The sequence below is a fragment of the Frankia torreyi genome, assembly GCF_000948395.1.
Classification (GTDB): Bacteria; Actinomycetota; Actinomycetes; order Frankiales; family Frankiaceae; genus Frankia; species Frankia torreyi.
Genome location: NZ_JYFN01000006.1, coordinates 189,320 through 215,390 on the forward strand (window position 1 = coordinate 189,320; position 26,071 = coordinate 215,390).

The following is a 26,071-nucleotide window of genomic DNA, read 5'->3' on the forward strand; positions in this document are numbered from 1 at the left end:
CGCGCAATCGGCTCCGGCGCAGGCTCAGGTGTAGGCATCCCAGGCGAGGCTCGCGGCGAGGCCGAGCGCGGCCAGCCCGATGAGCACCCGCAGGATGTCGCCCGGCAGCCGGCGCACGATCAGCGGCCCGACCGCGCCGCCGATCAGCAGACCGACGGCCAGGGGCGCCACCGCGGCCCAGCGCACCGGGCCGAAGACGGCGAACCCCGCCGCCGCGACCAGATTCGCGAAGCCCGACGACACGTTCTTGATCGCATTGACCCGGGCGAGCGGCTCGGGGATCGCCACCGCGAGCACGGCGAGCAGCGCCACTCCGCCACCGGCGCCGAAATAGCCCAGGTAGATCCCGGTTCCGAAGACCGCGGCGAGCACCGCCGGGCCGCCCTCGGCCGGCGCTTCGGCCCGTCGGGCGAGGATCCGGGGCTGCGCCCACAGCAGCACGGCCGCCCCGGCGATCAGCACCGGCACCGCTCGTTCGAACGTCCGCTCCGGCAGCGTGAGAAGCAGGACGGCGCCCACCGCCCCGCCGGCGAGGGCCATCGCCGCGAACCGGGCGACCCGGTCGGTCTGACCCGCGAGCTCGGGTCGCGACCCGGCGGCCGCGCCGACCGCGACGAACAGCAGCGCCGTCGTGTTGGTGACGTTCGCCGCCAGCGGCGGCAGCCCGGTCGCGAGCAGCGCGGGGTAGGAGACGAGCGACGCCAGCCCCGCGACGGTGCTGGTGATGCCGGCCAGCACGCCGGCGCCCACCAGCAGGGCGATGTCGGCGGCGGTCAGGGTCACCCCCCGGTGTCACCCGTCCCTGGGACGGCGGGCGCCTGCGGCGTCACCCGGACAGTAGGGGATCACGGGTTCGGCCCCGGTGGCGGCGCAACGTCGGCTACCCCACACGACGTTCGGTCGATGGGCGGCCGCGGGCCATGGCACCATGCTCGTTGGTCGGCAACGAGACCAGCTCAGGTGAGACCAGCTCAGGCGGGACCAGATCGGACGGGACCGGATCAGACGGGACCAGGTCAGACGGGACCAGGTCGGACAGCAGGCGGGATCGGGTGGAGTGACGGGCGGTGCCGACGACGCCCACGGCGTCCATCTCACCTTCGGCGCCGAGCCGGCGACGGTCATGGTCGTCTCCTGGCTGACCCGCGGCCCCGTAACCCGGCCCGCGGTGCGCTGCGGGTCCCAACCCGGCACCGTCGGCGAGCCGGTCCCGGCGACCACCCGCTCCTACCGGGACGCCCGCACCAGCGAGCAGGTCTTCGTCCATCACGCGACCCTGACCGGGCTCGAACCCGCCACGGACTACGCGTTCACCCTCGAGCACGACGGCCGCCCGCAGGCTGCGGACGGCTCGTTCCGCACGGCTCCGGGCTCGCGGGCCGCCTTCGGCTTCACCTTCTTCGGCGATCAGGGCACCGACCGCCCGTACGACCCGTTCGGCTCGCCCGCCTCCGGGTACGCCGTGGCCGGCGTCGAGCGGTGCGCACCGCTGTTCGCGCTCACCGGCGGGGATCTGTCCTACGCCAACCAGCGTGAGGACCCGGTACGCACCTGGTCCGACTGGTTCACGATGATCAGCCCGTCCGCGGGGTCACGGCCGTGGATGCCCTGCGTCGGCAACCACGAGATCGAGCGGGGGAACGGGGCGCTGGGGCTCGCGGCCTACCAGACCTACTTCGAACTGCCGCCGAACGGGGGCGAGGGCTACCTCGCGGGCCTCTGGTACGCCTTCACGGTCGGGGCGGTCCGTTTCGTGGTGGTCAGCGCCGACGACGTCTGCTACCAGAACAGTGGCCCGATCTACCTGCGCGGGTTCAGCGCCGGCCGGCAGACCGCCTGGCTCGCTCGGACGCTGGAGCAGGCCCGGGCCGACCCGGACATCGACTGGATCGTGGTCGTCATGCACCATGCGGCCCTGTCCACGTCGGCCGATCACAACGGCGCCGATCTGGGCATCCGGGAGGCCTGGCTGCCGCTGTTCGACCGGCACGGAGTGGACCTCGTGCTCTACGGGCACGAGCACCACTACGAACGCAGCCACCCGGTGCGGGGCACCGTCCCGGGCAGCCGGACCCTCGCCCCCCGACCGGTGGTGGGGGCGGTCGGGTCCGGCGGCGCCGTCGTGGACACGTCGGCGGGCACGGTCCACCTGATGGCGGGCACCGGAGGCTCGTCGTCGCCGTCCACGGACACGCTGCTCGATCCGCCGGCCGGACGGATCGTGGTCGGCGTCCGTGACCCCGAACCGGGGCGCCGGCACCGGACCGCCGTCCGCGAGCTCGAGGACGCGGCCTGGTTGGCTTTCCGAGCCCCCGATCATCCCTACGCCTTCGCCGGGTTCGAGGTGGATCCCGGCGAGCCCGGCGGGCTGACCAGCATCCGGATCACCGCGTACGACTCGGGTTCCCCCGACCCGGTGCCGTTCGACCGGGTGACTCTGGTCCGGCCCAGAACCGACGCGGCGCCGACCGGCTGACGCCGGGAGCAGGCCCTGGACCTCCGCCGACAGTTGACGTCCGCCGACAGTTGACGTCCGCCGCGAGGTCCGAAGACGCCCCGAGGAGAGAATGCGGAAGTCACCGGGGTGCGCCTCGATCGGCGATCTTCCGATCGTTCACCGCTCGCCTTCGGTGACGAAATATGTTCCGGTCGCGCCGCCGAGCCGAATTAACGTTACGCCCGGTGAAGAAGGCCGCCCCCGCCCCCGGCGCGACGAGATGATCGCGCGCGGTCCCGAGCTCCTTTCACCGGACAGTCCGGCCACCCCGGCGGTGACCGCCGGACATCCCGCGGAACATCGAACCGACATCAGCACTGCAACGTCCGCCCATCTTTGCCGGAAACCCCGGCGCGGCGTTCGGAGCAGACGTACGTAACGACAGCCGGGCCGATCATCGACCACCGACCCTTGGCGCACCGCAAACGGGAACAACGTGCTGCACATGCCGCTGCACGGGGCACCTGCCTTCGGCTCCGTCACGCGGCGGAGCCGAAGGTAATTCCCGCCGCCGGCACGGTCGCTCCCGGCGGCGGCGTCCGGAGATCCAGCCACTCGGGCCTGGATGATTTTTTCGGACTTTCGCTGGACCGACCGGGGGTCCAAGGAATAACTTTCGCGAGTAGGCGGTAATCGACCGACTACACGATCATTGTCGACTACGGCGAACCGGGAGGACGTCCATTGTCAGGGAAGCAGCGGACGCCGAGTGGGGGCAGCTCGTCCCGTCCATGCGCCGAAACCCGGGCCTCCATTGTGCGGGAGCATTGCCTGCCAGCAAATCAACGGCAGTCCCGATACCCGTCGAAGGTCGGCCTCGCACCGGCATACCCGACGCGGAGGAATGAACGTCCGCGGGGCCGGTGGAATGCTTCGATGCTGCGCGGGACGGCCTTCACCCGGAGCCTTCGGTGAGCACCGCGACCGGCCCGGTTGCCACCCTGGACCTGCGCTCGGGCTGCCGGCGGCGGGTGGCGCGACGCCCCTGGGCCCCCGGCACCCTGCGGACCCTGCTCACCCGACGCCCGCGGTTCGACGTGGGCGCTGCGGAGCGTCTGCTGATCGTCGACGAGGCCCGCACGGCAGCGGCTCACCAGGCCGGACTGGCTGCGCTGACCACCGGGCGCCCCGCCGAGTCGGTGCTGCTCGTCCTGGTGGGGCCGGTGCCGGGCGAGATCACCGCGCCCGGGACACACGGAGCGCCGGCGCCGGCGGACACCGGCGCCGACCCGTGGCGCGGCACCGGTGCCCAGGACGAAGGTGCCCAGGACGAATTGTTCGGCGCCGTGCCGGGTGACGAGACGCTCCCCGACCTCGACGCCCCCTACAACCCGGCCTTCTATGCCTTCGTCGACGACACCGCCTTCGTCGACGACGGATCCCTCGGCGACGACGCACCCGAGGGATCCGCGCGGCCGACCGCGGCGGCCGCGTCTGCGGCGCCCGGCAGTGCGCCCACCATCCCGGCGATCCTCTGGGTCGGGGCGGTCGAGGGCAGACCGTCGGCCGCCGCGGTGGACTCGGCCGGGCCGGCGCTACGGGTGCTGCTCGACGCGCTGCGCAGCCCCGAGGTGTTCGACGAGGTCACCCGCGCGGTGTCCGCCATGCCCGGCTGCCTCGCCTTCCCCGGCATCCGCGCCGTCGTCGGCCGGCTCCCCGGCGAGTTGCTGCGCGGGTTGCAGATCGGGGCCACATCCTGGTCGGATGCCCCCACCGATGCGGCGGTGGTCCCCGAGCTTGCCGGCGAGGGGCGGTTGGCGCTGTTGGATCCCAGCTCCGACGCTGCGACGATCATCGCCTTCGCGCCACGGGTTGCCCGCCCGGAGCCGCCACCGCCACCGCCGGAGACGGACGGCGCCGGCCCGGCGGACCCGGTCGGGCCGACCATCGAGATCGTCTGGACCGCGGCGACGATGCTCGCCGGCGTGCTGCGGCTGACCCCCGCGCGGGACGCCGACGTGCTGGGGGTCCTGTTCCCGGGGCTGCGACCGTGAATCGCGCCGCCCCCGCGGCCTCGGACCACGCCCCCGCGGCGCGGGACGCCACCTCCGCGGTGACCCGTCTGGACCAGATCGTCTACGCCTGGTCCAGGCGGACGCGGGCCGGCGCCGAGGGCTACTTTCCCATCGCGAGCTCGCTGAGCTCCGCGGTGACCCGTTCGTGGAACGGCCTGCTCGCCGCCCAGGTCGAGGCGGGCGACAGCCCCGTCGACCAGCCGCCGCCCGCGCTCGCCTACGTCGTCGGCGCACCCGACCGGCCCATCCGGGACGATCCGGACGACGTGCCGGACGCCGCGCTCGTCCACCACGTCCACGTCGCCGGCCGAAGCGGCGCCGGTAGCGGCCGGCTACGGGCGCACGTCCTGATCGGCCGGGCCGACTACCTGACCGAACGGGTCGCGCTGGCGCTGTACGCGGCCGGCGGGGCCACGGCCGGTGGGGCCACGGCCGGTGGCGCCCGGACCACACCGCGGCTGAACCCCCTGCACCTCGATGATCTCACCGCGCAGCGACGGGTCGGCGAGCGGACGCTGCGCCAGGCCGCCCGAGCCGCCGCCCGGCGTAACCGGCTGACCGTCCTGGTCTCGGCGGCCCTCACCTGGTCGTGGACGGACCGACCGGTCGTGGTGTCGCACACCGGCTCGGACGAGGCCGTCACGCTGATGTGGGCACTCGTCGAGATGCTCGAAGGGGTGCTCCCCTACCGGCTCACCTTCTCCATCCACGCCGCCCCGCCCGCGCCCCGTCCCACGTCGCCCACCGCCCGCGCCGCCGATGCGAGGCATGAGCCGGCGGATGAGCCGGCGTGGGCGTCGAGCGGCTCGACGTCGGCCGCGGACCACGGACCGGCGGCGTCGGCCGGGACGGCCGTCGGCCAGGGCCGATCCGATCCGCGGTTCCGATTCGTCCCGATCCCGCCAGAGCTCGGGCCCGGCACCGACCCGGCGGCGATCTACGTGGATCCCCGCGTGACGCCGCCGGTCCCCCCGGCCGTCGCCGACGCGGCCCACCTGCTCGTCGGCGTCTACGGGCGGAGCGGGATCCGCGGCGTCGCCGACCTGCTCGCCCAGGTCGGCGACGAGGCGTTCCGGCCGCACGATCCCGAGCGCTGGTGCCGCCGGCTGGTGGCAACCAGCGGGCGGGACGCGGCGGTGGCCGGGTCAGGTGTGCGGCCGGGCCCCGACCCGACCGGCTCCCTCGCGGCCGACTGCCACCCGATCGACCCCCACCCGATCAGTCCCCGCCCGATCGACCCCCACCCGATCAGTCCCCGCTCGATTGGCGAACCGTCCTCGAGCTGGGAGGCCTCACCGGCTCGGCCGTCCCCGGGGCAGCCCGCACCCCCACCGGCGGATGCGCGATCACCCGCGGCGGCGTTCGCGGGGCGAGGGGCCGCCGGGCAGGCGCGCGCGGTCGCCGAGCACCTGCACGACGCCTACGAGCTGTTGCTGGCGCCGGGAGGCGCCGGCGGGGACGACGCCGACCCGGCAGGTCGCCTGATCGCGATCCTGGCCCACCCGGTCGGCCTGCCCGCCGACCTGCCAAGCGCCGAACGGCTGCGCGGGCAGCTACACCGCGTCGCGGGTCGGCTGACCGTTCCGGGTGCCTCCGGCCGGCCGCCGAGATCGCCGACGGGGCAGGAGGCACGCACCGGGCCGGCATCACGTGAGCAGGGCCGCGCCATGATCGTGGCTGGCGTCCTCGACCGGCTGGGGGAGATGGATCCGGCCGATCGTGCCCGGGTCGCCGTGGACGTCGAGGCCGCGGTCGTCGAGGAGCAACGGCAGGTCGAGGGGGCACTGACCGCGCTGGCCGACGATCTCGCCGCGCTGCGCGGTCCGTCGCCCACCCGCGGCGCCGAACAGTCGATGCGCCGGGCGATCCCGCCCCTCACGGCCGGCCTGGAATCGGTCTTCTCGTCCTACCGCCTCGCGACGGCCAGCGGCAGCGCGCTGCGGCTCGCCACCGAGACCCTCGACGCACTGCGCGCCGTCCGCCCGGCAGCCCCCCCGCCCACCGCCGCCCAGCCCGACCCCACCGCCCAGCCCAGCCTCGCCGACCGGCCCGACCCCAGCGGGCGACCCGACGTCTCCGTCACGAGCCGGGAGGGCGGCGGCGCCGGAGCCGACCGCCCGGTCGGAGCGGAGACCGACTTCGAGGTGACGGTGACGGTCCTGCCGCCGGCGGCTGCCTCCCCCGCGGCTGCCGCCACCGCGCCCCGGCAGGAGCTGGAGCGGGCCGCCCGGGTCGCGGTCACCCGGCACGTCGCGGCCGCCTACCGGACGGAGTGGTCGTACTGGGACGGCCGGCTGCACCCCGTCGACCGGCTGCTGGCCGCGCTCGGCGTCCCGCTGGGGGTCTCGCTGGCGCAGGCGGGTCCCGATCCGCTGGCCGATCCGCTGGAATCGCCCACCGAGCTGCGTGAACTCGCCGCGCTGCGCGACCTGTTCGGCCCGCTGTGCCCGCCGGGCTCCCGGTCCCGGCCGCAACCTGACCGCCCGCCTGGTCGGCCCGCCGACGTCCTGGCCCGCGCCGCCAGCGACGTCACCCAGGCAATCACCCGGCTGGCACCGGACGCCCACCTGACCGAGGTGGACCGGGCGGCCTACGTCACGGCGATCCACACCGCCGTCGCGGAGATGCATCGGCAGATCGTGCAGCTACTGGCCGGGCTGGTCGCGGATCTGGCCGCCCTGCCGGTCGCAACCGAGGCCGGCCCGGATCGGCCGGACGAGGGCCACCGCGCCGCGCGCGTCCGGGACCTGCTCACCTCCGCCCTGCGGACCGTGTTCGACCGGTTCGGGCTTCCGGAGGGGTTCGCGTTCGCCGACGCTCTGGCCGACGAGCTGGCCTGGCTGACCGCCGGCGCGGCACTCCCCGCGGCTGCCCTTCCTGCGACGGCGTTCCCTGCGACGGCCGAGTCGTCGGCCGCGGCGGCCGAATCGTCGGCTGCGGCGGTGGTGCGGCTGCTGCGGGAGACCCGAGCGTGGGGAGCCGACGCCTTCCGGCTACTCGTCCTGTACGCCCCGGGCTGGTACGGAGCCGAGGACATCCGGTATGCCATCGCCGCCGCCGTAACGGCCGGGCCGGGCGGGTTCGGGCTGCCAGGAGCCGACGACGACGGATCCGGGCTCCTCGCCGCCGGCGCCCGCCCCTTCTTCGAGCGGCTGGCGACGGCCCGGCCGGGCGGGGGCCAGGTGATCGACACCGTTGCTCGCCTTCTGGAGCTGTACGCCCGCGGCGGGGCCGGCGAGACACCCGGCGAGGACGGCGAGACACCCGGCGGAGGCGGCGAGGCCCGGCGCGAGGCCGGCGCGGACCGGGCGGCGAGCGCGGTGCAACGGTCGCGGCGGCCTGCCTCGTCCGCAGCGGAGGTGCACGCCCTGGGTGCCGAGCTCACCGCGCGCATCCCGCCGACCGCGGCGGCCCCGCGGGATCCGGCGGTCGCGTTCCTCGACGCGTGCGCGTCGGGCCGGCCCGACGCGGCCCGGATCTTCGGCCTGCTCGTCCGGTACGTGCCGAGCTGGGACGATGCCTGGGACCTCTACGAGGCGATCTGGAACCGGGGCACGCCCCAGCACGGCAGCAGGGCGTCGCCCGAGCCACCCTCGGAAGCGGAGCTGGGCGTGGCGGCGGAGCGGTACTTCCGCCACGCCCTGCACGCCGGCGACGACTACGACGGCGACTACGACTACGACGGCGACTATGACTTCGGCCCCGGCAGCGCCGACGACTACGCCGCCGACGACTACGGCGCAGCGGCCTACAGCGGAGCAGCGGCCTACAGCGGAGAGGCCGGCGGCGGGCCGCATGCCGCCGACCTGGAACGCGTCGTACGCCGGCTGGTGGCGCTCTACCTTCCGGACGATCCACGCCTGCGGGCCGCCCACGAACTACCCGGCTTCGTCGAGTCCCGGGTCATCGCCGAGATCGCCGCAGGCGGCGCGGCCCGGCGTCGGCGGCGCTCCTTCGGGCTCCCCGTGTTCGCTCTCACCTTGGCCGCCGCCGTGCTCGCCCTGCTCGTCGTCGTCCGGTGACAGCACCGGTCGCCGGGCCGCCGGGCGACGACCGCGAGGCCACCCGGCCGGGAGGACGATCACCGCGGCTGTCCCGTTCGCCCTACTCGGGGTCGGTGGAGTCTGGAACAATGACCAGCACTTGTGTCGGTGTCGCGACACACCCGGGGTTCGCGGTGCGTCGGTGCCCTTGGGTAAGAAGGAAGACGGCTGGCGACACGTCCCGACAGCGTGATCGTGAATGGTTCGGCGAGGACGGAGGCCATGGGTAGCTCGCTGGTGCCGATCATGCTCATCGTGGTGCTGCTGGTAGCCCTGGTGATCTACTTCGCCCTGAACAACCGGCCGGTTCGGCAGGGAAGCCAGCGCCGCAGCCGCGGCTTGGACCATCAACGGCATCGATCCGGTACGGTGCCGCTGCGAGACGGCTCCGACGCCGCCGCGCCGGACGGGATCGTGCCGGGCTTCACCGAGCCGGCGCCGAGCCCCCCCGCCGAACAGACGGCCGACGACGCGAGCGACGGCCCGGAGGCGGGCGCGTCGTGGGGAGGGGATGTGACCACGCAGGTTCCAGTCGGAGAAGAGAACAGTCGCGATCCCGACGCGACCGGTTGGACTCCTCCGCCCGCTGCCCCGCCGCACCAGGCCGAGTCCTTCGAGGACGAGCGGGAGGACGCCACCCGCTACTACGACCCGCAGACCGGCGACTACCCGATCGCGCCGCCCACGACGACCTTCGCCGCGCAGTCGGCCGCGGTGGGAGCGGAGCCGGCCGGGGGGCGGGCCACCGCGGGCGACCCGCGGTGGGAGAGCACACCGACCGCGACCACCTATCCCAACGCCGCCGCCGCGCCGCGGGAGCAGGCTGCCGACCTGATGGCGACCGAGCCCGAGCAGACCACGGCCGCCCCGCTGCGGCTGGCCGCCGCCGGCCGGACCCGCCGGGGCAAGCGCGGCGGTCCCAACGAAGACGCCTTCGTCGTCGTGGACGGCCTGCTGGCGGTCTCGGACGGCGTCGGCGGGGAGGCCGCCGGCCAGATCGCCTCCACGCTGACCGTCACCACCGTGGCCGGCTTCCGGCCGCAGTACGCGGAGGATCCGCTGGAGGGCCTGCGCAGGGCCGTGGAGCGGGCGAACCGGGTGGTCCGCACCCGGGCCCGGGAGGAACCGACCTGGCTGGGCATGGCCTGCACGCTGGACGTCGTCATCCTCGGCCGGCAGCACAACACCGGCGAGTACCTCACCGTCGCCCACGTCGGCGACAGCTCGGTGTGGCTGCAGCCGGGCCGGGGACGTCCGCGGGCGCTGACCACCCCGCACGCGATCCGCAACGGCCCCTTGCTGAACGCCGTCGGCCTCGCCGACGAGATCGAGGCCGACATCTTCAGCGAGCCGGTCCGGGCCGGCGACCGGGTCGTCCTCGCCAGCGACGGCATCACCAAGGTGATGACGCCCGAGCAGCTCGACGGGCTGCTCGGCGAGCTGGGCTCTGAGCCGCCCGAACGGGCCGCGGACGCCCTCGTCGAGGCGGCCCTGCTGGCCGGCGCCCGCGATGACACCACCATCGTCGTCGCCGACCTGGTATCCGAGCCCTCCTCGCGGTGAGACTGATCGGGCGTCCGGCACGGCGCACCCGGCGCCGACGATCCCGAACCCGCCCTCGGCAATCCGACCGAGACGGCCCCGGTGATCAGTCGCGGCACACCCGGCGGCCGGGGCGGGCGCCCCGGCCCCGGCCATCGGCTGGAACGCTGGGCGAACCGGCCGCTGCTCGTCGCCGGGCGGTTGGCCCGCTGGTTGCGCCGCCATCTGCTGGGGACGTTCGCCGTCCTCGGGGTGATCGCCTTCAGCCTCGGTCTGCTCGGGATGTACCGGCAGTTCCGCCACGAGCCGGCGATGTTCAACTGGCCCAACATCGTGTTCTTCACCGCGACGCTCTTCCTGGCCGACGGGACGGTCTTCCAGGACGGCGGGCGGTACCCGGTGGCGCTGGAGATCGCGCGGTTCCTCGCCCCGCTGGCCACGGCCGTCGGAGTCGCCGACGGGGTGAGCACGATCTTCGCCCAACGCTTCGAACGGTTCCGGGCCCGCCATGCCCGCCACCACGTCATCGTGTGCGGCACCGGCCCCACGGCGTCGGCGCTCGTCGACAAGCTCTCCCGGTCCAAACGGGTGGTGCTGGTCGCCGAGGACGCGGAGCGGGAGTATCCGGACGCCGAACTCCCGCCCGGCCTGCTGCGGGTCGTCGGCGACCCGATGGAGCCGCTGGTGCTGGCGAAGGCCGGAGTCGCCCGCGCGGACGTGGTCTACGGCTGCCTGCCGGACACCTCGTCGAACCTGGCCATTGCCCTGGCCACCCGGCTGCTGGCCGCCGACCGGGCGGACCAGCCGCTGCGCTGCGTGGCCCAGGTGGGCGACCTCTCCCTCATCCCGCACCTACGGGCCCGCCGGATCGGGTTCAACGACCACAGCGGCTTCCGGCTGGACTTCTTCGCCGTCGAGGTGCTCGGCGCGCGCGCCCTGCTCAACCGCTACCCGCCGAGCTGGGCCGCCCCGGATCACGCTGAGGAACCGCCCGTCGAACCGGCGCCCCTGGTCGTTCTCGGGCTTTCCGGCCTCGGCCGCGCCCTGGTGCTGGAGCTGGCCCGCCGCTGGTCGGCCCTGGTCGGGGCGGCCGGTCCACTGCTGCCCATCGCCGTGGCCGATCCGGCGGCTGATGAGATACTCGCCGCGTTACGCATCCGGGAACCCGCGCTCGCCCAGGTCGAGCTCACCGGTCACGACACCCCGCACGGCGAGCTGCCGCCGGCCGTGACGGACGCGCCTCCTCCCGAGTTCGTCTACGTCTGTCAGAGCGACGAGGAACGGGCGCTGCTGTACGGACTGGACACGGCGCAGGTGCTCAACGGCCGGTTCGGGTTCGCGCGGACCACGGTCATCGTGTGCACCGGCCGGCAGCGCAGCCTGCAGGACGTCTTCGGCCGACCGCAGTACCCTCGCCCGTCGACGCCGCGGCCGGGCCCGTTGCTGGAGGACCTGCTCGGCCGGGTGCGCTTCTTCGCCGTCAACGACGAGGCGCTCCCGCTCGACCTCGGCGACACCGACCTGATCGAGCGCTTCGCTCGGGCGAGCCACGAGCGCTACCTGGCGTCGGAACGCCACCGGGGCACCCCGATGAGATCCAGGCCGGCGATGGTGACGTGGGAGGAGCTCCCGGCCAACCTGCAGGACTCCAACCGGGCGCAGGCCGCCCAGTTCGGAGAGATCCTGCAGTCGGCGCAGACGCTGATGCTGATGCCGGCCGGGGTGGCCGACACCGACTTCGCGTTCACTCCGGACGAGATCGAGGAGTTCGCCCAGCAGGAACACGAACGGTGGCGCCGGGAGCGGGAGGCCAAGGGCTACACCCTGGGACCGACCCAACAGGACGGTCCCGACCGCCGCCACCCCGCGTTGGTCGACTGGTTGGCGTTGTCCGACACCGACCGGGAACGCGACCGCGAAGTCATCCGCAGCCTGCCAGCGATCCTCGCCCATGTGGGGCTGCGCATCGTCCGCCTCGACGATCCCGACTGATCTCGACTGATCCCGGCTGATCTCGACTGATCTCGACTGATCTCGACTGATCCCGAGGCTGGTCCAAGGCTGCCCCGGGATGTTCCGGGCTGCCCCAGGCGGGTCCGTCGTCAGGAGATGCGCTGATCCACCGGGCAGTCCAGGGCGCTGGCCCGGGTCAGGCCGTCGACCGAGAGCCGGGCGGACAGGCGCACCGGCCCGGACGCCTCGGTGAGGATGCCCGTCCAGCCGCCGGCGGCGCGGAACACGCACGCCCGGCCCTCCGACAGCCGCCAGTAGGGCGTGTAGTGGACGAGCACGGTAGCGACCCCGGGCGTGCGGAAGTCCACCCCCACCGAGCTCACCCCGAGCTCGGTGAGGCTCGCCGGCCCCTGCACCAGTCCGGCGGAGTCGGTGACGAGCCAGACCTTCCAGTGTGGGTTGTGCCAGGCGAGCTCGAGGTAGGGCAGGCCCGCCCGCAGCAGTTTCGCCTCCGCAACGGCGGACGGGTCGAGCTCCACGTCGGGCAGGGCGACGTAGCGGATGCCCCGGGCGATCAGCCACTCGTGGTAGGTCTCGGCGTTGAGGCTGCCGTCGTAGAACAACGCGTTGTACTTGCTGTCGAGCTGGCGCAGCCAGCCCCGGGCCATCGGCACGCTGGGCGCCACGAAACGCGCCTCCCAGTGGGCCCGGGTGAAGGGAACCTCGACCCGGCCGGCCGGCACCGGCGCGCCGCGGTCGAGGTAGTCGAGCAGCTCGGTGTAGTACCCGGCGGACGAGGACGGATCGCCCTGGGTGAGCAGCGCGCCGTGGATCGGACCGATCTGCCAGCCGATCAGGGGGATCGCCACGATCGCGAGCACCCGGCGGCGGTCGGCGAGCAGCAGCGCCGCCGCGGGGCCGGCCAGCAGCGTCGCCGGCCGGGTGATGTTCCCCCCGACCTGGGACGGGATGAAGAAGAACACCGCCGCCGCGGCCGCCCACAGCAGCAGGCCGTGGCGGATTGCCCGGGCACCCTTCGGGACTACCAGCAGTCCCACCGCGATGAGCGCCAGCAGCGACAGGAAGGTCAGCGCCGGGAACGGTTGGTAGCCGTCCTCGGGGAAGGCGAGCGCGACGACGATGCCGGCCCCGGCGCCGGCGAACGGCAGCACGCGCCGCCAGCCGATGGTCAGCAGCAACGCGGCGCCGACGAGCAGCACGAACCCGGCAGCCAGGGGCGAGGCCAGCGACGACAGCACGGCGCCGGCCCAGGTCAGCTTCGTCCGGCGCTCGCGGGCCCCGAGCAGCGCCAGCGCGCCGAACGCCATGCCGAGGGCGAACGGCATCCGCCCGACGACAAGGTTCGACACCGTCGCCACGGCGAACCACACGAGGACGAGGTCCTGCCCCGACCGCCGGCCCGGCCCACGCAGCAGCCGGGTCACGATCACGGTGGAGGCGACGCAGGAGATCGCGCCCAGGAGCTGCACCCCGAGCAACGCCCCCAGCGGCGGGAACAGCACACTGTACCCGGGTATGGTGTGGCCGCCGTACCATTGATCGTCCCAGAGGACCGCCCCGCCGTGGCGGAACAGCCACACCCGGTATTCCTGGGCGGGGGTGTCGGGGCCGGTCACGCCGAGCCCGACGCACAGCAGGCACAGGGCCGCGGTCAGCGTCCAGGGCCACCGGCGCACGGCCGCGACGAGGACGAGCAGGCCCCGCACGACCGGCCCGTGGTGCCGCGGCGGCTCGAGGGCGATGAAGGGGGTCTGGGGCAGTGGAGCCACGCGAGACTCGGTCTCGCCCGCCGGCACCGCCACGGCCACGGTCGTCGGCCGGCTACCGCGCGTGGCGTCGATCGGGGAACCGGGCGCCGCGAGCGCTGTCACCCGCGACCTCCCAAGGCACCGACGACGGTCCGTCCGCCGCATCCCACCGATCATCTCCCGACGGCCCGCCGGTCGGCGAACGGCCGGCCGCGGCTACCACCGCCGCGGCGGCGCGCGGCGGCCGCGGACCATCCGCCGTCAGGCGCCCGACCAGCGTCATCTGGTTGATCCTCGGCGGAGCCGGCGCCGCAGTCGTGGCCATGCTGGCCGAGGGGCGGCTCGGCCCACGCGATCCGAACGTCGCCGACCCCTCATCCTGGTGGGGAATTCTCCCATCGACCCCGCCGACGGAGACGGCAAGGGGCGTTCTGGCCGGACTGTCCGCGCTCAGCGTCATCACGCTATGCCTGTGCTGGGTCCTCCTGGTATGCGCGATGGCCGCCGGGCGGGTGTCCACCCGCGCCGGGCTCGCGGCGGCCGCCGCCTGGAGCCTGCCGTTCGCCGTCGGGCCGCCGCTGTTCAGTCGGGACGTGTACGCCTATGCCGCCCAGGGCGAGCTGGCCAGGCTCGGCCTGGACCCGGCGACCCACGGGGTGGCCACCCTGCTGACGTCCGGCGCGCCGGACGGTTCGGGCCGGGCGTTCGTCCAGGCCGTCGACCCACGGTGGTGGCACACCCACTCCCCCTACGGCGGTGCCGCGGTCGCGGTCGAGAAGGCCGCGGCGGCGATCGGCGGCGGCCCGGCGGGGACCATCGCGGTCCTCCGGGTGATCGCCGTGCTCGCCACGATCGCCCTGATCGGCCTGTCGCTGCGCCTCGCCGGGTCAGAGCCGTCCCGGCGCCGCGCGGTCGCGGTCCTGGTCGCGGCGAATCCCGTGGTCGTCATCCACCTCGTGGGCGGCGCGCACCTCGACGCGATCGCCGCCGCGCTCGTCGTCGCCGCCCTCGTGCTGGACCGCGCCCCCCGCCAGGCGGTGCGCGGGATCCTGCCGGGCGCCGCCGCGACGGGACTGGCGTGCCTCGCGGGCAATGTCAAGGCGACCGCCCTGCTCTGCGTCGGCTGGCTGGTGCTGGCCCACCTGCTGGCCGCGCGGCGGGCGCCGCGACCGGTGCGGGCGGGGGCCATGCGTCTCGCCGCCGACGCCGTCGCCGTCGCCGTCGCCTCGGGCCTGAGCATCGCCGCCGCCGGCTTCGGCCCGACCTGGATCCACGCGCTGTCGACCTCGGGCACCCTGACCACCGGAATCGCTCCCGCCGCGGTCCTCGCGGCGGCGGCGGACGGTGCGCTCGCGCTGGTCGGCGTGCATACCGCGGACGGCGCGACGCAGCGGGTGACCCGGGCGCTGTGCCTGGCGGCCGCGGCGGGCGTCGTCCTCGCACTCGCCCTGCGCGCCTGGCGCCGCTCCCCCGAGGCACCGCCGGCGGGCGGCGACCGGGCGTTCCGGGCGTTCGCCGGCAGCCGGCCGGACCTGGTCGTCGTCGGCTTCGGCGGCCTGGCCGTGGCGCTCGGCAATCCGGTGGTCTACCCCTGGTACCTGGCGCTGTGCCTGACGCCGCTGGCCATCCTGGCGGCCGGCGGCGCCCCGGGCGGGCGACGGGCGGGGCGGGTGCCGGGCACGGCCGCGGGACGCACGGTCGCCGCGCTGGTCGTGACCTCCACCTGGCTGTGCCTCGCGACCCTCTCGCCGCTCGCGGCCACCTGGCGGCTACTCGGTCCCGCCGGGGTCGCCGCCCTGGTCACGGTCGCCGCGCTCGCCGTCGTGGCCGCAGCCGCACTGGTGGCGGCCCGGCGGCGGCCCGCACCGCCCACCAGCACACCATGAGCAGACCGAGGTTGCGCCCGACCAGCAGCAGGCTCAGCACGATCCGGCCCTGGATGACGTCGTTGTACCGCCACGGGTAGATGAGCTGGGTCAACGCGACGCAGGCCAGCAGCGCCACCGGCAGTCGCCCACGGACGCTCACCGCCGGGGAGCCGACGGCGAGTCCCGCGGCAACCAGCGCGAGGATCCACACGAGGTACTGCGGGCTGAGCACCCGGGCGGTCACGACGACCACGACGACGAGCGCGAGGGCCCGCCCGGCGAGCGTCGCGGCCACCGTCCGGGCGGTCCCGGTCTCCGCCGGCGACCGACCCCGCGTCCACCACCACACCGCCGCCGCGATGATGGCGACGGCCTCGACCAGGCTGCACGCGGTGGCGACGGCGCGTGCCACCGGACCGTCGAACTGCAGGGAGCCGTAGGAGTATTCGGGCGCCGGGCCGCCGAGCATGTGGGCGACGACGAACGGCGTCGCGGCCACCGCCTCGACCTGCAGCCCGCGGGCCTGCTGCGCGCCGAGGAAGCCGAGGACGTCGCGCCACCAGCCGGTCAGCGCTGCGACGACGGCCAGCAGCCCCACCGCGCCCGCCACCCCGCCGACCAGGCGAGCCGCCCCCGCCCGCAGCCAGGCCGGCCACCGGCCGGGGGAGCCTGCCGGCGCCGGCATCGCGACCAGCAGCAGCAGCGGCCACACCTTGAGCAGCGTCCCCACGCCGAGGTGGAAGCCGGCGCGGCCGAACCGGGCCCGCGACACGGCGAGCACCGCGGCGAGGGCCGCCGCGGCCGGCAGCAGGTCGAACCGGGCCAGCGCCACGGGGCCGAGCGCGGTGATCCCGACCACCCAGAACAGCGCCGCGCCACGGTCGCGCCGCGCCAGCGCGACGGTCACGGCGAGGTCGGCGAGGAGCGTCAGCACGACGAACGCCACCCGATAGGGCACCGCCGAAAGGGTGTGAGCGAGCTCCGGTAGGACCAGCGCGACCGCCGCCCCCGGCGGGTACTGCCAGCGGTCATCGCCGACGGGCAGCCCGCCGCCGTGGCCGAGATCGTGCGCCCAGCCGGCGTAGATCCGAAGATCACCGAGGACGGTCTGCTGAGCACCGAACGTCTGGCCGGTCAGGACGCCGGCGACGAGCAGCGCGCGAGTGAGCAGCCAGCCACCCCACAACCGGCGAGCGGCCGGTAGGGGGGCACCCGGACCGGTCCGGGATGTGGCCGCCGCACCGGCGGCGGCGGTCGGCTCCGGGGCCGGCAGGCCGGCCGGCCCGCCGGACAGGGCCGACTGATCCGCGCGCACGTCCGCGACCGTACCCGCCCGTTCGGGCGGCCCGAGGCGCGCCCTCGATGCGCCGGGCGGGAGGGCTCTGCTGTCACCTATTGTTTGCGCCATATCGAGTCACTGCCACGGTGCGCAACGGAGCGCGCCGTGGCCGACGAACCCGGCGGCGCGTTCGGCGGCGGAGGGTGGCTCGAAACGCGCCGCGGAGGTGCCTGTGATCCTCGGATCCGGCTCAGCATGGGACACGGCCTGCGTTCAACTGGGGAACGCGGCCCGTCATCTGGGCCTCGACGACGGACTGCACGAACTGCTCCGCACGCCCCGCCGGGCGATCACCGTCAGCGTGCCACTGCTGCGTGACGACGGATCGCTGATGGTGCTGACCGGCTACCGCGTCCAGCACAACCTCGCCCGCGGCCCCGGCAAGGGCGGCATCCGCTTCCACCCCAGCTGCGACCTCGACGAGGTCAAGGCGCTGGCGATGTGGATGACCTGGAAGTGCGCGCTGATGGGGATCCCCTACGGCGGGGCGAAGGGCGGCATCGCCGTGGAGCCGGGGCTGCTGTCGCGCCAGGAGCGCGAGCGCATGACCCGGCGCTACGCCGCCGAACTCGTCCCCCTGATCGGGCCGGAGAAGGACATTCCGGCCCCCGACGTCGGCACCGACGAGCAGACCATGGCCTGGATCATGGACACCTACTCCGCCCACACCGGCCACACCGCGACCGGCGTCGTGACCGGCAAGCCGCTGTCGATCGGCGGCTCCGCCGGACGGGCCGGGGCGACCAGCCGCGGCGTCCAGCTCGCGCTGTTCGCCGCGCTGCGCCAGACCGGGCGGGACCCGCACTCCACGACCGTCGCCATCCAGGGCTTCGGCAAGGTCGGGGCGCTCGCCGCCCAGTACCTGCACGACGCCGGCTGCAAGGTCGTCGCCGTCTCGGACGTCAAGGGCGGCGTGTACAACCCGCAGGGCCTCAACCCGACGGCGCTGATCCGCCACCTCGCCGAGGGGGCGGAGACCGTCGTCGGTTTCCCCGGCACGGACACGCTCACCAACGACGACCTGCTCGAACTCGACGTGGACGTACTGGTCCCCGCGGCCCTCGAAGGCGTCATCACCATCGAGAACGCCGACCGGATCAAGGCGAGGATCATCGTCGAGGGGGCCAACGGCCCGGTGACGGCGGACGCCGACCGGATCCTGGAGGACCGGGGCGTGATGGTCGTGCCGGACATCCTCGCCAACGGCGGCGGCGTCGCGGTCTCGTACTTCGAGTGGGTGCAGGACATGCAGGCCTACTTCTGGTCCGAGGACGAGGTCAACGACCGGCTGCGGACGCTGATGGAGCGGGCCTACAGCGAGGTGGCGATGCTCGCCACCACGCAGGGCGTCAGCATGCGCCAGGCGGCGCACATCATCGGGGTGAGCCGGGTCGCCGAGGCCCACCAGACGCGCGGCCTCTACCCCTGAGCGACCCGCGGCCGATCCGCGGTTCCCGCCTGGACCAGCCGTCCTCTCCCCCACGGGGACGCAGTCCCGACCGACGGGACATCCGCCGGCGCGAGGTGACGCGCCGGCCCCGGAACGGGCCGCGCCGGGCGGCATCCCGGGATGCCTGGGACTGCCACCGGCCGGTGCCGGTCGCCGAGTTGCCGGGGGTGACCACGGTCAAGGCCACCGATCGTGCGAGCTCTCGGCAACTCGTGCGGCTGCCCGACCTGGCCGCGTCGAACCTGGCCGCGTCGAACCTGGCCGCCGGCGCTCAGCGGCCCCGCCCGGCTCGGGCGCGACGCCGGGGCCGGGGCCGGGGACCGGCCGAGCCCGGTCCGATCGGGGACCCCCCCGCCGGAGGGCCCGCCGCCGGGAAGGCCCCTTCGGCGGGGAACACCGCCGCCGTCGCCGCCGCGGCGGCGACGGCGAGCAGGGCGTCGCGGTCGTCGGCCGGCGCGGTGCGGTTGCGGCGGCGGTGACCGCAGCGCTCGCAGGCGTGGGTGAGGATCACGTCGTGCGTCCGGGCCTCGACGGCCACCGGGCGCATCACCCCACCGCAGGCGGCCGCACGGTCGCCGGGATGCACGTCGACGTGGCGCGAGCACAGGCAGGCCGGGCAGTGGTTGGTGTACCCGTCGCCGCGCACGGCGGTCCCGCAGACGAGGCAGTCGAAGTCCTCCGTGGTGCGGGTGAATCGCCGGCTCACCGGTCCAGCGTAGAGCCCGCCGCACCGACGCAGGCTTTGTTGTGCCGTGGCCCGCCGTCGCGACGGCTGCCCGGCATGTGTGTTCCCGGAGACGACCGGAGATGTCGGACCCACAGGATGAAATAGTGGGCGAACCATACCGGGCGTGGCGTGGCCGCGTCCGACCGCGCTCGTCGTCCCGGCTGCGTCCCGAGGAGGTCCCGCTGTGCAGGCAGCTCAACCCCTGCCGCCCGAGGAACCCGGGCGGGCGAGCACACCGGCCGCGGAGCTGTCCGACCGTGACCGGCGCATCCTTCGCTTCGAGCAGGGCTGGTGGCGTCATCCGGGGGCAAAGGAGGAGGCGATCCGTGCCGAGTTCGGCCTGTCCTCGACGCGCTACTACCAGATCCTCAATCGACTGATCGACTCGGACGCGGCACTGATCACCGATCCGATGCTCGTCCGGCGGCTACGCCGGCTGCGCGAGCAGCGCCGGGCCGCCAGGTCCGGCCGCCGGGACCGGAGCGAGGAGTAAAGCCGCTCATGACGCATGGCACGAGCGCGCCGCCGCGACGCCGCCCCCCGGGCCGGCGCGCGGACCGGCTGCACGCCGTGGCGGCGGGGGCCGTCGCTGTCCTCGCCGTGCTCGCGGGCATCCTGCTGGTCAACCTGTTCAACGGCACGTCCGACCCCGAGCGGCCGAAGCCGGTCGCGGCGCCCATCCACACCCCGGACGGCGGCAGCCCGAGCCCGTCGCCCGCGGTGCACCGCACGACGCCCGCGGCCTCGCCGACCCGTCGCCCGAGCCCGGCCGCGACGACGCCGCCCGCCGAGCGGCCACCATCCTCGACACCCGCGCCGCCGCCGGCACCGCACAGCCAGCGGCCCACCGTGACGGCGCCGGTGGTCGTGCTGAACAACTCCCGGATCTCCGGCCTGGCGGAGGTCGCGGCCGGGCGGGTCGAGGCCGCCGGGTTCCCCGTCGAGCGGACCGGTAACTTCCAGTCGGTCTACAACGTGCCGGTCTCGACGGTGTTCTATGACGACGACGACGCCGCGGCCGCCCAGGCGCTCAAGGACGCCGTTCCGGGCATCGAGAAGATCGTCCCCCGCTCGCAGACGAGGATCGTCTCCACCAACACCCTGATCCTCGTCATCACTCGCGACTTCCCCGCCGACCCGGAAAAATGATCAGTGATCGTCCCGTCTGGGACATCCCCCGGTGGGCATGTCCGCCGGTCCTCGACCATCGACCCCGGGAAGGCTCCGTGAGCGATTCCGCCCAGCACCGCGCGCCAGCGCCCCGCACCCCCGCCGGGGGTGCGGGGCTCGCCGCCCTGCTCACCGCTCCCGACCGCGCGCTGATCGCCCTCGACTACGACGGCACGCTCGCCCCGATCGTCGCCCGCCCGGCCGACGCCGTCCCCGCCCCCGGGGCGATCGAGGCGCTGCGCCGGATCTCCCGTGCGGTGGGCACGCTGTCGATCATCACCGGGCGGCCGGTCGACGCGCTGCTGGAGCTGACCGGGGTGGAGAAGCTCCCCGACCTCGGCGAGCTGGTCATCCTGGGCCAGTACGGACTGCAGCGGTGGGACTCGCGGTCGCGCGCGATCACCAGCCCGGAGCCGCTGCCGGGCGTGGGCGCCGTCCGCGCCGCACTGCCCGAGCTGCTGCGCGACGCCCCCGCCGGCACGGTGGTCGAGGACAAGCACCAGGCGCTCGTCGTGCACGTGCGCCGCACCGCCGACCCGGACGCGGCGCTGGCCGCCCTCGCCCCGGCGCTGACGACCCTCGCCGAGGAGCACGGGCTGGAGGCCGCCCCCGGCAAGAAGGTGCTGGAGCTGCGCCCGCCCGGTCACGACAAGGGGGGCGCGCTGCGCGAGCTCGTCGCCGCCCGCGGGGCGCGCTCGGTGCTCGTCGCCGGGGACGACTACGGCGACCTGCCCGCCTTCTCCGCCGTCGACGAGATGCGGGCGGGCGGCCTGCCCGGCATCACGGTCTGCAGCGACAGCCCCGAGGTCCCCGCCGTGTTGCGGGAGCGCGCCGACCTGGTCGTCGGCGGTCCCGCCGGGATGGTCGCGCTGCTGGAGGTGCTCATCGAGCGTCTCGGCGGCTGACCGGCGCGTCGGGGCGATCCGCGGCGAGGGCGTCGAGCTGGTCGGTGAACCAGACCCGCGGTGGCAGCCGGCCCGCCACGGCGGCGAGCTCGCCGGCGCGGCGCCGGCGGTCGGCCGCGGGCATCGTCAGCGCCGCATGCAGGGCCTGCGCCGTCGCCTGGATGTCGAACGGATTGATCACCAGCGCCGCCCGCCCCATCTCCGCGCAGGCCCCCGCCTCCCGGGACAACACCAGCACGGCGTCGCGCCGCGACACGACCGGCCCCTCCTTCGCGACGAGGTTCATCCCGTCCCGGATCGGGTTGACGACGAGCACCTCGGCGAGCGAGAGCGCGGCGATCGACCGCGGATAGTCGTCGGTGATCTCCAACCGCAGCGGCAGCCAGGTGTCCGTGGCGAACTCGTCCTCGATCTCCGCGGCGAGCCGCTGCACCGCGGCCGTGTACTCGCGGTACTCCGGCAGGTCGTGCCGCGAGGGGTAGGCGCAGACGAGGTGCATCACCTTGCCGCGCCACTCCGGGCGGGTCCGCAGCAGCTCGCGGTAGGCGGCGAGGCCGCGCACGATGTTCTTGGACAGCTCGGTGCGGTCCACCCGGACGATCAGGCGCCGGCCCTCGGCCAGCTCGACGAGCTCCGCCGCCCGGGCGGCGACGTCGGACGCGTCGGCCCGGTCGCGCAGCTCGTCGGCGTCGACGCCGAGCGGGTGTACCCCGATGCGCACTGTGTGTCCGGCCTCCGTCGCCCCGGCGGGCGGCGCCACCGTGATCGAGCGCCGCTCGACCCGCACGCCGGGCAGACCGCGGACGCACTCGGTGAAGGCGTCGGCCCACGCGTCGGTGAGAAACCCCAGCCGGTCGGCGCCGAGCATGCCGCGCAGGATCTGCTCGCCGACGTCATCGGGCAGCATCCGGAAGTACTCCGGCGGCGCCCACGGGGTGTGGCTGAAGTGACCGATGCGCAGGTCCGGGCGCAGCCGGCGGAGCTGCCCGGGGACGAGGGTCAGGTGGTAGTCCTGGATGAGCACCGAGGCGCCCGGGGCGGCCTCGTGCGCCAGCGCCTCGGCGAACATCGCGTTGTACGCCTCGTAGGCCGCCCAGTCGCGGCGGAACGACGGGCCGAACACCGGCTGCGAGGCCGGGGCGTAGAGCAGGTGCTGGATGAACCACAGGATGCGGTTCGCGACCGCGTTGTAGGCCCGGTCGAACACGACCCGGTCGACGTCGAGCATCCGCACGGCCGTACCGCCGGTGTCGTGGCCGGCGAGGTCGAGCCGGCCGGCCGGTGCGGCGCGGACCGCGCGCCGGTCGGCATCGCCGAGCGCGGCGCACACCCAGACCATCGGCAGGGCCTCGGGCGGGGCGTCGACCGCCGCCTGGCCCAGACCGCTGACCAGCCCGCCCGCCCCCCGGCGCAGCACCAGCTCCCCGCTGTCACCGGTGACGAAGGCCACCGGCCCCCGGTTGGAGGCGACCAGCACCCGGGCCGTCCCCAGCGGCGAAGGACCCCCCGACGTGCCCTGCTCGGCTTCCCGCATCCGCTGCACACTGCGGAGGGTAGGCCATTCGGACGGTCGTCCAGGCCCGACCGCCGGCCACACCGCGGCCATCCGGCGCGGGTTCCGCCGGATATGGCCGGACATCGTCCGTCCGGTGTCCGGCCGCCGTCCGGTCCGCCAACACCAGGCGAACCAGCCGCGAACCGGCTGCCGGCGGGCGGGTCAGACGGCGGGCGAGTCAGACGGCGGGCAGGTCAGACGGCGACGGCCGTCCGCACCGCGCTCGCCCATCCCGCGCCGACCGTGCCCGCCTCGACGGTGACGTTGTCGTACCGCTCGAGCAGGGCGGTGATGTCGGGGTGGCGCAGCGCGTTGGCGACCAGGTGCATGCGCCCGACATGCGGGGCCATCGCCAGGTCGCTGGCGGAATCGCCGATCGCGATCGCCTCGGCCGGGGACACGCCGCGCCGCTTGAGGTCGTAGGCCACCGCGTCGCCCTTACCCACCCCGTCGGGGACGAGGTGGTAGACGTGCGGCGCCACGCCCAGCCCAGGCATGTGGGCCGGCGAGATCAGACCGTTGTCACGCATGCTCAGCCAGGCGAAACCGGTCTCGGCGAGCCAGCCGTCGACCTCGGGCACGTCGATGCGGCCGCGGAGCATCACGTCGACCTCGCGGCCGGCGTGCCAGGGGGTGTGCAGCTCCAGGCGGCCCGGGTAGCGCTCGATCAGCCGGTCGAGCAGCGACTCGGGGACCTGGTCGAAGTCCGGCGGCATGGCACCGCGCAGGATCTCGCTGTCCCGCCCGTCGTTCCAGCCGACGATGGCGCCGAGCTCCCCGATGAAGCCGTCCGCGCCGAAGATCTGTGCCGCCTCGACGAGCTGCGGCCGGGTGCGGCCGCTGACCAGCACCAGCGCGACGCCGGCCGAGTGCAGCTCGGCGAGCGCCTGCGCCGGGTCCAGGGTGATCGTCCCGCCCTCGGCGCGGAAGAAGCAGCCCTTCGGGCCGACCATCGTGCCGTCGAGATCGGTGTAGACGACGCGAATACTCACTGTCACGGACTCCCTGGTCTGCGAGGTGGGTCGGCCCGCCGGCACCGGCTGCCCAGGCACCGGGCGCGAGCGGCGGTCACCGGACGCGGGCCCGGCGTGCCCGGCGCCGGTGAACCGTGCCCGGCGCCGGTGAACATTCTGGGGGCCGGGGCGGGCTGCACCCGGCGAAACACGATCTCATGGCCGTGAACCACGAAACACTGGTGCACGATCTCCGGCACACGGTCTACAGTACGGACAGACAACTTCATCTGGCTCATCCAGAGGGGCAGAGGGAACGGCCCAGTGAAGCCCCGGCAACCACCCGCATCCGATGCGTGGCAGGTGCTAATTCCGACCCGTGGCAGGTTGCCCCGGGAAAGATGAGGAGCTTCTTCATGACTCTCGCGCCCGAGCGTGCCGACACCACCGCCCTCGACGTCGCGAACCCCGCGGTCGGACTGTCCTGTCGCCACTGCGGCGCCACCTACCCGCTCTCCCCGACCCACGTGTGCGTGGAGTGCTTCGCCCCGCTGGAGATCTCCTACGACCCCGACCTGCTCGGCCGGGTCACCCGGGAGTCCATCGAGCGCGGGCCGGCCAACCTGTGGCGCTACGTCGGCCTGCTGCCCGCGGGGCATGACCCGGCGCGCCGGGTGTCGCTCGGCGCCGGCTGGACGCCGCTGCGCCCGGCCCCGCGCCTGGCCGCCGAGCTGGGGATGAAGACGCTCTACGTCAAGGACGACAGCGCCAACCCGACGCATTCGTTCAAGGACCGCGTCGTCTCGGTGGCCCTCAGCGCCGCCCGCGAGCTCGGATTCACCACGGTGGCCTGCGCCTCGACCGGCAACCTCGCCCAGTCCGTGGCCGCGCACGCCGCCGGGGCCGGCCTGCGCTCGGTGGTGCTGGTGCCGCACGACCTGGAGGCCGGCAAGACCGTCTCCACCGGCGTGTACGGCGGGACCCTCGTCGCGATCCAGGGCAACTACGACGACGTCAACCGGCTGTGCAGCGAGCTGGCCGGCGAGTACGAGTGGGCGTTCGTCAACGTCAACGTCCGCCCCTTCTACGCCGAGGGCTCCAAGACGCTGGGTTACGAGGTCGCCGAGCAGCTCGGCTGGCGGCTGCCCGAGCAGGTCGTCGTGCCGATCGCGTCCGGCTCGCTGCTGACCAAGGTCGACAAGGCCTTCGGCGAGCTCGGCAAGCTGGGCCTGGTGGAGCCGACGCCGTACCGGGTCTTCGGCGCGCAGGCAGCCGGCTGCAACCCGGTGGCCGCCGCGTTCGCCCGCGGGGTCGACACGGTCGCCCCGGTGCGACCGTCGACGATCGCCAAGTCGCTGTCCATCGGCAACCCGGCCGACGGCCCGTACGCCCTCGACGTCGCCCGCCGCACCGGCGGTGCGATCACGGACGTCAGTGACGACGAGATCCTCGAGGGTATGCGGCTGCTGGCCCGCACCGAGGGCATCTTCGGCGAGACCGCCGGCGGCGTCACGGTCGCGAACCTGCGCCGCCTGCTGCGCGAGGGCCTGCTCGACCCAGCCGCCGAGACCGTCATCTACAACACCGGCGATGGACTGAAGACCCTCGACCCGTTGGTCGAGACCGGCGGACCGACGGCCACTATCAAGCCGTCGCTGCGCGCCTTCGAGGCCGCCGGCCTCGGCGACGACTGATCACCCCCGCCTCCTCCCGGACCCGCGGTCTGGGTCCCTGCGGCACGGTTCCTTGCCCTTCCAGAGGGACGAATCAGGCACGAAACCCTCCAGAAGGGCAAGGAAGTCGCCGGCCCTGGCGGGCCTGGCGGCCACCAGCGCCGCGACCTGTCGGCTAGCGGACACCGAGCCGGCAGCCGGCAGGCTCGCCGCCCGCACACGAGGCTGACCGGGGATGTCGCCACGCCGCACCCGGTCGCGGAACGGGCCGTGGAAGCTGCGGTGCGCAACGCGGCGAAGCGACGGCGAGCTTGCACTCTCCCATGCCGAGTGCTAAACAGGACTTGGCACTCTCACCTAGGGAGTGCCAAGGCTGAAACGGCGAGGCTGCCCGTTCACCCGGCGTCCACGGTGGTTGCACCGAGGTCGGAGCCGGCGGGAGCCGTCCGTCGCGGGCGTCGTTGTGGCCAGGCCATCGAACCTGCCATCCCACTGGGAGGACCCAGAAACCATGCCGAAGATCATTGCCTTCGATGAGGAGGCTCGGCGCGGCCTGGAGCGCGGCATGAACCAGCTGGCCGATGCGGTCAAGGTCACGCTCGGTCCGAAGGG

17 protein-coding genes and 1 riboswitch are annotated in these 26,071 nt (G+C 74.4%); of the genes, 11 read left to right on the forward strand and 6 right to left on the reverse strand.

Annotation, left to right across the window (positions count from 1 at the left end):
- Positions 1–24: 24 nt before the first annotated feature.
- Entirely contained in the window at positions 25–783 is a 759-nt protein-coding gene (locus tag FF36_RS06140; protein ID WP_236705762.1) for a sulfite exporter TauE/SafE family protein, read from the reverse strand.
- 274 nt (positions 784–1,057) lie between these two features.
- Here FF36_RS06140 and FF36_RS06145 point away from each other — a divergent pair, with 274 nt between their 5' ends.
- The 5 genes from FF36_RS06145 (at position 1,058) to FF36_RS06165 (ending at position 12,089) form a co-directional block, all read left to right on the forward strand.
- Positions 1,058–2,476, forward strand: a complete 1,419-nt coding sequence (locus tag FF36_RS06145) for a purple acid phosphatase family protein (protein WP_044883983.1) — start codon at positions 1,058–1,060, stop codon at positions 2,474–2,476.
- A gap of 932 nt (positions 2,477–3,408) precedes the next feature.
- A complete protein-coding gene (locus FF36_RS06150) occupies positions 3,409–4,491 on the forward strand; it encodes a hypothetical protein (protein WP_044883984.1) in 1,083 nt (360 codons plus the stop codon).
- On the forward strand, positions 4,488–8,534 hold the full coding sequence (locus FF36_RS06155; RefSeq protein WP_044883985.1) for a hypothetical protein: 4,047 nt from the start codon (positions 4,488–4,490) through the stop codon (positions 8,532–8,534). Before FF36_RS06150 ends, FF36_RS06155 begins: the two co-directional genes overlap by 4 nt.
- Before the next feature lie 243 nt (positions 8,535–8,777).
- A complete protein-coding gene (locus tag FF36_RS06160; protein WP_044883986.1) occupies positions 8,778–10,118 on the forward strand; it encodes a PP2C family protein-serine/threonine phosphatase in 1,341 nt (446 codons plus the stop codon).
- A gap of 81 nt (positions 10,119–10,199) precedes the next feature.
- Positions 10,200–12,089 (forward strand): NAD-binding protein, encoded by a 1,890-nt coding sequence (locus tag FF36_RS06165; protein WP_044883987.1) that lies wholly within the window; start codon positions 10,200–10,202, stop codon positions 12,087–12,089.
- A 110-nt stretch (positions 12,090–12,199) separates the two neighbouring features.
- On the opposite strand, the gene FF36_RS06170 is transcribed toward FF36_RS06165, so the two are convergent.
- Entirely contained in the window at positions 12,200–13,942 is a 1,743-nt protein-coding gene (locus FF36_RS06170) for a hypothetical protein (RefSeq protein WP_422615074.1), read from the reverse strand.
- A gap of 200 nt (positions 13,943–14,142) precedes the next feature.
- On the opposite strand from FF36_RS06170, the gene mptB reads away from it, so the two are divergent.
- A complete protein-coding gene (mptB, locus tag FF36_RS06175; protein ID WP_044884032.1) occupies positions 14,143–15,705 on the forward strand; it encodes a polyprenol phosphomannose-dependent alpha 1,6 mannosyltransferase MptB in 1,563 nt (520 codons plus the stop codon).
- Here mptB and FF36_RS32415 read toward each other — a convergent pair.
- Positions 15,620–17,002, reverse strand: a complete 1,383-nt coding sequence (locus FF36_RS32415) for a glycosyltransferase 87 family protein (RefSeq protein ID WP_236705763.1) — start codon at positions 17,000–17,002, stop codon at positions 15,620–15,622. The two genes, mptB and FF36_RS32415, sit on opposite strands and share 86 nt — an antisense overlap.
- Positions 17,003–17,198: 196 nt before the next feature.
- Between FF36_RS32415 and FF36_RS06190 the strand changes: the two genes are divergently transcribed.
- Positions 17,199–18,455, forward strand: coding sequence for a Glu/Leu/Phe/Val family dehydrogenase (locus FF36_RS06190; RefSeq protein WP_044883990.1), 1,257 nt, complete (start codon positions 17,199–17,201; stop codon positions 18,453–18,455).
- Positions 18,456–18,747: 292 nt separating this feature from the next.
- On the opposite strand, the gene FF36_RS06195 is transcribed toward FF36_RS06190, so the two are convergent.
- Positions 18,748–19,182, reverse strand: coding sequence for an RNHCP domain-containing protein (locus FF36_RS06195; RefSeq protein ID WP_044883991.1), 435 nt, complete (start codon positions 19,180–19,182; stop codon positions 18,748–18,750).
- A gap of 205 nt (positions 19,183–19,387) precedes the next feature.
- Here FF36_RS06195 and FF36_RS06200 point away from each other — a divergent pair, with 205 nt between their 5' ends.
- The 3 genes from FF36_RS06200 (at position 19,388) to otsB (ending at position 21,278) form a co-directional block, all read left to right on the forward strand.
- Positions 19,388–19,696, forward strand: coding sequence for a DUF3263 domain-containing protein (locus FF36_RS06200; RefSeq protein ID WP_044883992.1), 309 nt, complete (start codon positions 19,388–19,390; stop codon positions 19,694–19,696).
- A gap of 8 nt (positions 19,697–19,704) precedes the next feature.
- Positions 19,705–20,352 (forward strand): LytR C-terminal domain-containing protein, encoded by a 648-nt coding sequence (locus FF36_RS06205; RefSeq protein ID WP_044883993.1) that lies wholly within the window; start codon positions 19,705–19,707, stop codon positions 20,350–20,352.
- Positions 20,353–20,429: 77 nt separating this feature from the next.
- Positions 20,430–21,278, forward strand: coding sequence for a trehalose-phosphatase (gene otsB, locus FF36_RS06210; RefSeq protein ID WP_044883994.1), 849 nt, complete (start codon positions 20,430–20,432; stop codon positions 21,276–21,278).
- On the opposite strand, the gene FF36_RS06215 is transcribed toward otsB, so the two are convergent.
- Together FF36_RS06215 and FF36_RS06220 are read right to left on the reverse strand one after the other, a co-directional pair.
- Entirely contained in the window at positions 21,256–22,812 is a 1,557-nt protein-coding gene (locus FF36_RS06215) for an alpha,alpha-trehalose-phosphate synthase (UDP-forming) (protein WP_044884033.1), read from the reverse strand. The two genes, otsB and FF36_RS06215, sit on opposite strands and share 23 nt — an antisense overlap.
- Positions 22,813–23,027: 215 nt before the next feature.
- On the reverse strand, positions 23,028–23,825 hold the full coding sequence (locus tag FF36_RS06220; protein WP_044883995.1) for an HAD hydrolase family protein: 798 nt from the start codon (positions 23,823–23,825) through the stop codon (positions 23,028–23,030).
- 253 nt (positions 23,826–24,078) lie between these two features.
- Positions 24,079–24,194, forward strand: a riboswitch (SAM riboswitch).
- 8 nt (positions 24,195–24,202) lie between these two features.
- Here FF36_RS06220 and thrC point away from each other — a divergent pair.
- Positions 24,203–25,480, forward strand: a complete 1,278-nt coding sequence (gene thrC, locus FF36_RS06225; protein WP_044883996.1) for a threonine synthase — start codon at positions 24,203–24,205, stop codon at positions 25,478–25,480.
- The last annotated feature ends 591 nt before the right edge of the window (positions 25,481–26,071 follow it).

Bases quoted from the DNA above. Each gene is read 5' to 3' on its own strand.
- FF36_RS06215 (WP_044884033.1), bottom strand. From the start codon at position 22,812: ATGCGGGAAGCCGAGCAGGGCACGTCGGGGGGTCCTTCGCCGCTGGGG.
- FF36_RS06205 (WP_044883993.1), top strand. From the start codon at position 19,705: ATGACGCATGGCACGAGCGCGCCGCCGCGACGCCGCCCCCCGGGCCGG.
- mptB (WP_044884032.1), top strand. From the start codon at position 14,143: ATGCTGGCCGAGGGGCGGCTCGGCCCACGCGATCCGAACGTCGCCGAC.
- thrC (WP_044883996.1), top strand. From the start codon at position 24,203: ATGACTCTCGCGCCCGAGCGTGCCGACACCACCGCCCTCGACGTCGCG.
- FF36_RS06160 (WP_044883986.1), top strand. From the start codon at position 8,778: ATGGGTAGCTCGCTGGTGCCGATCATGCTCATCGTGGTGCTGCTGGTA.